This window comes from Occallatibacter sp., assembly GCF_049802275.1.
Taxonomy (GTDB): domain Bacteria; phylum Acidobacteriota; class Terriglobia; order Terriglobales; family Acidobacteriaceae; genus Telmatobacter.
The window spans coordinates 1-8,573 of record NZ_JBARMD010000713.1 but is presented as its reverse complement, the minus strand read 5'-3'; the positions used below and the strand labels follow the sequence as shown (position 1 = coordinate 8,573).

Genomic DNA, 8,573 nt, shown 5'->3' with positions numbered 1-8,573 from the left:
TTGCTGTGCGAACCGGCACGGCCTCGCTGCCGCGCGCCATGCACAGCTGTGTTCGTAGTCGCTCTCGATTTGGTGCCGCCGGCCATAAGCGGGATGCATGCTCATCTGCATGTCGGCTTCCAAATGCTTCCTGCCGCCAGCCCTCCACTTGGCGCCTTCCTGACCCCAACCGCCGGTGACACTGTGATACAAAACCTGTCACACGATTTGTAACGAAACATGTACTCACGCTTTGCCGCCTCACCGAAAACTCCAGTAAATCCAACCCGACAACGGCATCGCGAAATTGGCCCTCAACCTGCATCACAGACCTCAGCCGGAAATGAACTCTGACGCAGGCAACGAAGAAAGCCGCGAACTTTACGCGAATTATTTCCGCGTCGGATTTAATTCGGCAGAATTCCTGCTCGATTTCAGAAGGCACTTTGAAGGCGGCCCTGAATTCTTCATCCAGCGAATCATTACCGCTCCGCTGCACGCCAAGGAGTTGTCAGCCCTGCTGGCTCAGTCCCTGTGCTCCTATGAGGAGAGATTCGGCAAGATCCGCGAGTCCGACCAGGAAGGTGAGTTGAATAAGTGAGCGCCTGGGCTTCCACAATAAATTCCGGTTTGGGCGGAGTCAGTTCAAGGGACTCGGTGTGGGCTGCCCTTGCAGGTCTCGACCATCTCCTCGAAGCCGCTTTGCGCGTCGCTCCCGAGGTCTACGGATGGGAACCCGACACCACCAGCTTTCGAGGACTCTACATCACTCCTCGAGATGCCGAGCGGATTGCGTGCCGCGAAGCCGGCGTGTCTCCCTTCGGCGATGTCGGAGCCGAGCCTTTCTTTCAGGTGCACGACGTTCCTCCATTGGCCTCTCTGGCGGAACGCTACGGGCTCTCGTGGTTCGATTGCGCCGTCATCCTGATCGCGCTCGCACCGGAGGCGGATCTTCGCTACGAACGCCTGTACGCCTACCTCCAGGATGACATCGCGCGTCTACGGCCCACCGTAGACCTGATCCTGAACCTGCTCTGCCCTTCCGCCGCGGAACGATTGGATTTTCGCGTACATTTCGCCCCGAACGCGGTCCTGCTTCGTCACCGGTTGATCCGCGTAACCTCTGATCCCAATTCGCAGGAAGCTGGTCTGCTCGGCAGTAGCGTCAAACTCGATGAGCAGATCACTCGAGAACTTCTAGAGACAGCTTCGCTCGATTCCCGGCTTGGCGAAGTCTGCACCCTTCGAACTCATGCGATCGAGCTGGCAAGCCTACCCCTCGAACCCGAGCTCATCGAAGGACTGCGCCGCCTGGCCATGGATTCACGAACAGGCACTCACCCTCTGCGAATATGTCTCAACTGTCCCGAATTGCCACTGAGGCTGCGTATCGCGGAAGCGATCGCGGGCGAGCTCGGACGGCAGCTGCTGACATTCGATTTGCGCCAATCACCTTCGCGCGGGTCGGCCGACGCTCTGCAGGTGGCCGTACGCGAAGCGCGCTCCATCAATGCGGTATTTTTCGCCGAGTGCGATGGAATCGACGAGCCTACCGGCCGCGCTCTCGCCGATGAACTCTCTTCGGCATACGCCGACGCCATTCTCGCCGCCTCTGCGCCCGCTCCGTTTCTCGAAGATGCGGCGGTGATCACCATCGAACTTTCGCGTCCCTCCTTCGCCGTTCGTCGTGAACAGTGGCGCCGCAGCCTTGCCGCCGAGCGAATCGAACTCGCCCACGAGGAAATTGACTCCCTGGCTTTGCGCTTTCGCCTTCATGCCGATGAGATCGTCAGTGCCGTGCTCTCCGGGCGCAGCCGCGCGCTCTGGCGCGGGAGCAAACGGCCGTCCCTGGGTGATTTCTCCCTCGCCGCGCGTGCCCTTTCCGGACGCCACATCGGCAGCATGGCGCGGAAAATCGAACCCCGCGTCACTTGGACCGACATTATTCTCCCCACCGAGACGACCGCGCAGATGCGCGCCATCTGCGCTCGAGTTGTGCATCAACACCGCGTTCTCGAGGAATGGGGCTTCGATCGGAAGTTGTCGAACGGAAAGGGCGTGACGGCTCTCTTCGCAGGCCCGTCCGGCGTTGGAAAGACCATGGCCGCCGAGGTGATAGCCGGCGAACTGGATATCGACCTCTACAAAATTGACCTCTCCAGCGTCGTCAGCAAGTACATCGGCGAGACGGAAAAGAATCTCGACCGCATCTTCAACGCCGCCGAAAATGCCAACGCGATTCTGTTCTTCGATGAGGCTGACGCGTTATTCGGAAAGCGCTCTGAAGTAAAGGACTCGCACGATCGATACGCCAATATCGAGATCAGCTACCTGCTGCAGAAGATGGAAATGTACGACGGCGTGGCCATCCTGGCTACAAACCTGCGGCAAAACCTCGATGAGGCTTTCCTGCGCAGGTTGGCTTTCACAGTCCATTTTCCCTTCCCATCCCTTGAGGACCGCAAACTTATCTGGCAGTCTGTCTGGCCCAGCGCCGTGCCGCTCGATCCTGCCGCGGACTTCGACTTTCTCGCTTCCTCGTTCAAGCTGAGCGGCGGAAACATCAAGAACATTGCCCTCTCCGCCGCGTTTCTTGCGGTTGAAGAAAATCAGCCCGTATCGATGCATCACCTTCTGACCGCGCTCGATCGCGAGTACCAGAAGATGGGCAAGCCGCTGTCCCCAAGTGCATTCGGGCCGTACGCCACGGGGGCCGAATCATGAACCGCCACGCAGCTGCGACCAGTGAAAGTTCCATGACGCCTCCGGCAACGAAATCGCGCGAGATGTCAAAGGATTCCGCGCCTTTGCGAGGTTCACGCACCGGCCTCGGAAACGCCGCGACGGCCGGTCTGCTTGCGCAAGGAAACAGCGCAAAAGAAATCCCACCGTCGATTCGAGCGCGAATGGAAAGCTCCTTTGGCATCGATGCGCGAGATATTCGCATCGACGATTCCAGCGCTGCCCGCGAAGAGAGCGATTCGTTGAATGCCGAGGCGTTCGTGCAACACGGACAGATTCACTGGGGCTCCTGCGCCCCGCCGCTGGATTCGCCTCAGGCTGAATCCCTGCTGGCCCATGAAATCGCGCACGTGAAGCAGCACCGGCATTCTGGAGCGGATGACGACCGCGTGAGTTCGCCCCAGGAAGCCGCCGAACAATCCGCCGATGCGGCTGCGGGGCAGGCTTCGGCCGGAAACAACGCAGCCGGACAAACCGCCATCGCCGCGGGCGCAGCCCCGGCAGGCGTGGCCCGCCAGTCCAAGCCGGGAGCAGCGCCTGCGACATCGAATTCGACACCCTCCGCGACACACACAGTTGCCGCTTTTCTGCAAAAGGTTGCGAGGACCGCGCCGCCGCAAAACATCAAAAAAGCACGAGTCGTTCGAGATGCATTGCGCAAGCTCGCGTGGTCGGCGGGATCCTCTGCTCGTCTTCTGGATGTGGATAAGTTTGCGCAGTCCGAGACTACTTCCAACGATCCGAACGTAATGGCCGAGCAATTCGTAGCCCGCGTGCCACGCATCAACCCCGCGGCGCTCCGTGAGCTCGACAATCAACCCTTCATCGATCAACAGAGCGGACTCGTTGGACGCATCTCGGATTTGCTGGATAAGTCCGCGCCCCGCGGCGGCGAAATCCCCTTACCCCCCGGACAAATCAGCACCGGAGACCAGGCGCAAAACACCACGGACATCCTGGGCGCCATGCGCGGAACGAGGGCCCCCGGCGGCTTCGGCCCTGTGAAGGGCGACATCCTGCAACTGGGGCGGATCGCGCAGGGAGCGGGCGGCGTTTTGAAGTCGAAAGAAACCAAGCCCCCCGGTGTGCAGGCAGACGACTACCCGGCCGTCGAATCCGCAATAGCCAAAATGCCCAAGGACGCTTTGGTGCCCGCGGAAGTCAAGGGAAAAGGCAACACCGATGATTGGGCTGCGACCTCCGACTTCGCTCTGGACCTGGCCCGGTCGATGGATTTCGCGCAAAGAAGCAAACAATCCGAATGCATTGTGACTCTGGGAAGCAATTACGAGGGAATCAAGGATCGGGAAGCGCTGCGCATCGCAGTAGAGGCAATCATTCAACAGCTTCGTGACGCGCTACCGCACCATGCGACAGACGTGAAGTACGTCATTGTTAAAACCGGCAGGACAACACTCACACGGGGCATCGTGCAGGCGCCCTGAGCGTAAACCATGATCGACGTATTCGACAACCTGCTTCGGCACCTCTTTCTGACTCGGATCGACGAGATGAAAGATGAAGCTCAAATTCGTTTTCAACCTCCGGACGACGATTGGCGGACCTATGTCAAAAACCTTACGGTGTTGGGAAAGCCCGTCAATTCGATCAATGTGTATCTTGCCGATATTCGCGAAAACCGCATTCTGCGCTCTACAGAGCGTGTACGCGACATTCAGAATTTCACTGTCACCGACCAGCCGCACCCACGGCGTATCGATCTGCACTACCTGATCACGGCGTGGAGCCCGGCCACGCCGACAACAAGTATCGAACCCACACTCGACGAGGTGTCGCTGCTCTACAAGGTAATAGGCGCATTGATGAACTCTGAACCCCTTATCGCCACTGATATCTACGCGCCGAACCCCTTGCCCGCGGGGTTCCCGCCAGTGATCGCCGATGTGGAACTGCCCACCGTGATTCTGCCGGTCGATGGATTTCCCAAGATTGCCGAGTTATGGGGCACGTTCGGAACGGTTCATCCGTGGAAGCCCATCGTCTATATTGTCGCGACACTTCCGGTGGTGTTGAACGAGGAGATTCTGGGGCCGATGGTGACCACCCGGGTAACCGAGTACCGGCTGCAGAACAGTACTCTCCCGTCCGAAATGATCATCGAGATTGGGGGAACCGTAGCCGCCGCCGGCGTTGTGGTTGTCGGCGCATGGATACGAATCGAAGACCTCGCCGCCAGTCCTCTCAGGCTGGCAGTCACCGACGAAAACGGCCGCTTTCTGTTCGGCGGTCTGCAACCAGGCACATACGTATTGCGCGTGCGTGCCCAGGGATTCAGTGAAGTCACGCAAACGGTCGATGTGCCGTCTGCCAGCGGAAACTACGATGTCCAACTCCCATAGGAGGCGCGGTCCATGCCAATTCTGGACGTACCCGGTGTCTATATCGACGAAATCACCAGCCCTGGTGTCATCGCAGGGGTCGGGACTAGTACGGCGGCCTTTATCGGGCCGGCCCTGAACGGTCCCTTCAACACCCCCACACGCATCAGCAGCTTCGACGACTTCCTGCGCACATTCGGCGAGCTTCAGCCGGATGGAACTTTCAATCCGTACATGGTCCCGCCTCGCACCACCCGGCAATTCTTCATGGGATTTGGTGTGCGCTCGTTCTATGACAATGGCGGCACCCAAGCCTACATCGTTCGGGTTGGCACCGGTACAGCGGGAGCATGGGACATAAAGAATGGCAACTCTGAAGTTGCCTTTCGTATCGTGGCCATCCAGGCCGGCGCCGCCGCGAATGGATTCACACTCGCTACGGCCCTGGCAAGCATCACTGGCGCAACCGGAGTCGCCCTGGCCAATCCCTCTTCTGCAGTCGCTGGAATCGCTGGACTCTCCATCACCGTATCTGCCGGCGACGGCACGAAGTTCCGCGTCGGCGATGTCGTCACGAAGGAGGTAAGCCCTGAGACTTCGAGCGCAACCATCGAAAACATTACCGGCGATACTCTCCTGTTGAGCATCGCCATCCCCGGTCTTGCCGTCGCCGACACCCTCCGGATCGCAAGCATCCTGCCTTCGCAAACCAGGTTCCGCCTCGCCAAAACGACTGGAATCTTCGCCGGAACCATTGCCGATCTGAAGGGAATGGATAGTTCGAAGACCGCGATCTCCGAGCCTGTTTTGGTCCTTGGAGTCGACAACGCAGGATTCGTCCAGCTGGCGCCTGCGCCCGCGCGAACGAAAACCGACAGCATGTCGACTGCTGCCGGATTCACCACACCCATCCTCGTGTCGCGAGAATTCAAGCTCACGGTCAACATTCCCGGCAAGGCCGCGCAGGTCTTCGACAACTTGTCGATCAGCCCTCAGCACCCCAACTACGTATTCTCGATGGTCTCCTCGCCGGATTTCTCGATTCAGGCCCCGGCACTGCCTACCACCGCGCCGGTCCCGCAGAATCTCATTCCGGCGCTTTCCCCCGTTCCCCAGGCCGTCCCCGGTGCCGACGACAATCCCGCCGCCGTCGGCCTCGCCGAGTACCAAGCTGCTCTGGACGAGCTCAAAAACATCCAGGATGTGAACATCGTTGCAATTCCCGATGCCTCCGCAAATGCCAGCGGCCAGGCCATCCAGATCGCGCTGGTGAACCACTGTCAAGCAACTGCGGATCGCTTTGCGGTTCTGGATTCTGTTCTCGGTGCGCCGTTGAGCGGGGCGGGCAGCGTCGATATGCAAGTCGGCACGATTCCATCCACGGGCGGCTATGCGGCGCTCTACTATCCGTGGCTCCAGATCAAGGATCCCACCTCGAGCGGCGCAGCTTTAAGAACCATGCTGGTCCCGCCTTCCGGCGCGTTGGCCGGAGTCTACGCGCGCACCGACAACGATCGCGGCGTTCACAAAGCCCCGGCCAATACCGCCGTCATGGGCGTACTGGGGCTCGAACGCGTGTTGAGCGATGCCCAGCAGGGGCCGTTAAACCTGAAGGGCGTCGACATATTGCGCATCTTCCCAGGCACCTCCCAGGTCACCGTGTGGGGAGCGCGCACCGTCGACATGGCGGAGAACGACTGGATGTACATCAACGTTCGCCGCCTCATGATCTACATCGAGCAGTCGATTGAAGAGGGACTGCGCTGGGCAGTCTTCGAGCCAAATGGATTGCCCCTCTGGCAGAGGGTCAAGCGAACCCTCAACGAATTCCTGACACGCGTATGGCAAAGCGGAGCTCTGTTCGGCGCCACCGCCGATAAGGCCTTCTATGTCCGCGTCGACGAAGGCAACAACCCGCCGGCAACTCGCAATCTTGGGCAGTTGCATATCGAGATCGGCGTGGCTCCCGTCCGCCCCGCGGAGTTCATCATCGTCACCATCGGCTTGTGGGATGGCGGCGCTTCCATAACAGAATCCTAAGAGAAAGGAGGAGGGAAACATGGCACAAACCGGACAACGTGTAGATCCCTACGGCAGTTATGACTTCCTGGTCGAGATAGACGGAATCACGCGCGCTTCTTTTCAGGAATGCAGCGGCCTCGACTCGGCAATCGACGTGGTGGAGTATCGCGAGGGAGCAGTCAACAACACCATGATGAAGCTGCCCGCCAAAGTGAAGTACTCCAACATCACGCTCAAATGGGGTAGTGCGGACGATCACGATCTCTACGACTGGCACCAGCAATGGGCGACAGGAGACCCCGCCGCTTCGCGCCGTCACGGTTCAATCATTCTGATGGACCGCTCCGGCCAGGAAAAAATCCGGTGGAACTTCGTCAATGCCTGGCCGGCAAAATGGACCGGTCCGTCCTTTAATGCCAAGGGCAACGATGTCTCGATCGAAACGCTGGAGCTCGCACACGAAGGTCTTGAGAGGGCTTAAGTCATGTTTCAGACCGAATACGAATTCAATTTGCCAATGGGCCTGCTCGACGCGAGCGGCACGCTGCATCGCGACGGAGTGATGCGGCTCGCCACCGCGGCCGATGAGATTCTGCCTCTCAAGGATCCACGGGTGCAGGCCAACGAAGCCTACCTGGTTCTGATTCTCCTGTCCCGCGTTGTCACGCGGCTCGGCTCCCTGTCACAAGTCAATCCAAAGGTGATGGAAGGGCTGTATTCGGCGGATCTCTCCTACCTTCAGGAGTTCTACAACCGTATCAACCGAAACGGAAACGCGCGGTCAGACGCGATCTGCCCCAAATGCGCGCACGAATTTGAATTGGAGATGAGTGCCCCGGGGGGATCTTAGGCTACCCCCTTAACTCGCTCTACGAGGAGGTAGCCTTTCTCGCCTACCACTTTCACTGGCCGCACGACGACGTGCTCAATCTCGAGCACAGCGAAAGGCGGCGATGGGTTGAGGAGATCTCTGCAATCAATGAACGCATCAATACAACGGATAACGATCGGTAGCACCGGACGCTGGCGCTCATGGGCGAAAGCTCTCGTAGCTTCGCGCCCCCGCAGACGGCTCGGCGTGATACGACGGCGTGGGCCTCTCGAAATGGCTCTCCTGCGCCGCACGCGCCTCGCCTCATGGATCGCCCCGCGCAACATCTTGTCCGTCAACCTGGAGGAAAAGTTTCCCGTCTTCAACGCCGTTCGTCTCCGGCTTGCCTTCTATTGGTCTTCACCACTTGCATCGATTCCCGGCAAGCTGAGCGGGCCTTCGTTGGCACAGGACCGCTCCCCGATGCTGCTGGAACTCAAGACGACCACGGAAGCCAATTTCGCCGCCCATCAAACGCTCCACACAGAACAACGGCACTCCCGCTCTTTGCTGCGAGAGCTCACAGAGCGCACCCGGCGCCTCGAACAACGGGTTCGTATCGCGAAGCGCCTCGTTATCCGGGAGCATGGTTCAACGAGTGTCTCCGCGGAAGCACAGGA

The 8,573-nt window shown here is 59.5% G+C and carries 9 protein-coding genes; all 9 read left to right on the top strand.

Annotated elements, in window-relative coordinates; translation table 11 throughout:
- Positions 1 to 322 precede the first annotated feature (322 nt).
- Positions 323 to 580 (top strand): DUF3467 domain-containing protein, encoded by a 258-nt coding sequence (locus tag WA354_RS24070; RefSeq protein WP_472815567.1) that lies wholly within the window; start codon positions 323 to 325, stop codon positions 578 to 580.
- A 56-nt stretch (positions 581 to 636) separates the two neighbouring features.
- The gene (locus WA354_RS24065) at positions 637 to 2,703 is read left to right on the top strand and encodes an ATP-binding protein (protein WP_472815566.1); all 2,067 of its coding nucleotides are present in this window, start codon (positions 637 to 639) and stop codon (positions 2,701 to 2,703) included.
- Positions 2,700 to 4,166: an eCIS core domain-containing protein gene (locus tag WA354_RS24060; protein WP_472815565.1), complete on the top strand. Its 1,467-nt coding sequence runs from the start codon at positions 2,700 to 2,702 to the stop codon at positions 4,164 to 4,166. Before WA354_RS24065 ends, WA354_RS24060 begins: the two co-directional genes overlap by 4 nt.
- A 9-nt stretch (positions 4,167 to 4,175) precedes the next feature.
- Entirely contained in the window at positions 4,176 to 5,081 is a 906-nt protein-coding gene (locus WA354_RS24055) for a Pvc16 family protein (RefSeq protein ID WP_472815564.1), read from the top strand.
- A 12-nt stretch (positions 5,082 to 5,093) separates the two neighbouring features.
- Positions 5,094 to 7,100 carry a phage tail sheath subtilisin-like domain-containing protein gene (locus WA354_RS24050; protein ID WP_472815563.1) on the top strand — a complete coding sequence of 669 codons (2,007 nt, stop codon included), beginning with the start codon at positions 5,094 to 5,096 and terminating at the stop codon, positions 7,098 to 7,100.
- Positions 7,101 to 7,119: 19 nt separating this feature from the next.
- The gene (locus WA354_RS24045; protein ID WP_472815562.1) at positions 7,120 to 7,563 is read left to right on the top strand and encodes a phage tail protein; all 444 of its coding nucleotides are present in this window, start codon (positions 7,120 to 7,122) and stop codon (positions 7,561 to 7,563) included.
- A 3-nt stretch (positions 7,564 to 7,566) separates the two neighbouring features.
- Positions 7,567 to 7,932, top strand: coding sequence for a hypothetical protein (locus WA354_RS24040; RefSeq protein WP_472815561.1), 366 nt, complete (start codon positions 7,567 to 7,569; stop codon positions 7,930 to 7,932).
- A gap of 71 nt (positions 7,933 to 8,003) precedes the next feature.
- Positions 8,004 to 8,096: a DUF6760 family protein gene (locus WA354_RS24035; RefSeq protein ID WP_472815560.1), complete on the top strand. Its 93-nt coding sequence runs from the start codon at positions 8,004 to 8,006 to the stop codon at positions 8,094 to 8,096.
- A partial coding sequence (locus WA354_RS24030) for a hypothetical protein (RefSeq protein WP_472815568.1) occupies positions 8,062 to 8,573 on the top strand: 512 nt, incomplete at its 3' end. The genes WA354_RS24035 and WA354_RS24030, both read left to right, overlap by 35 nt.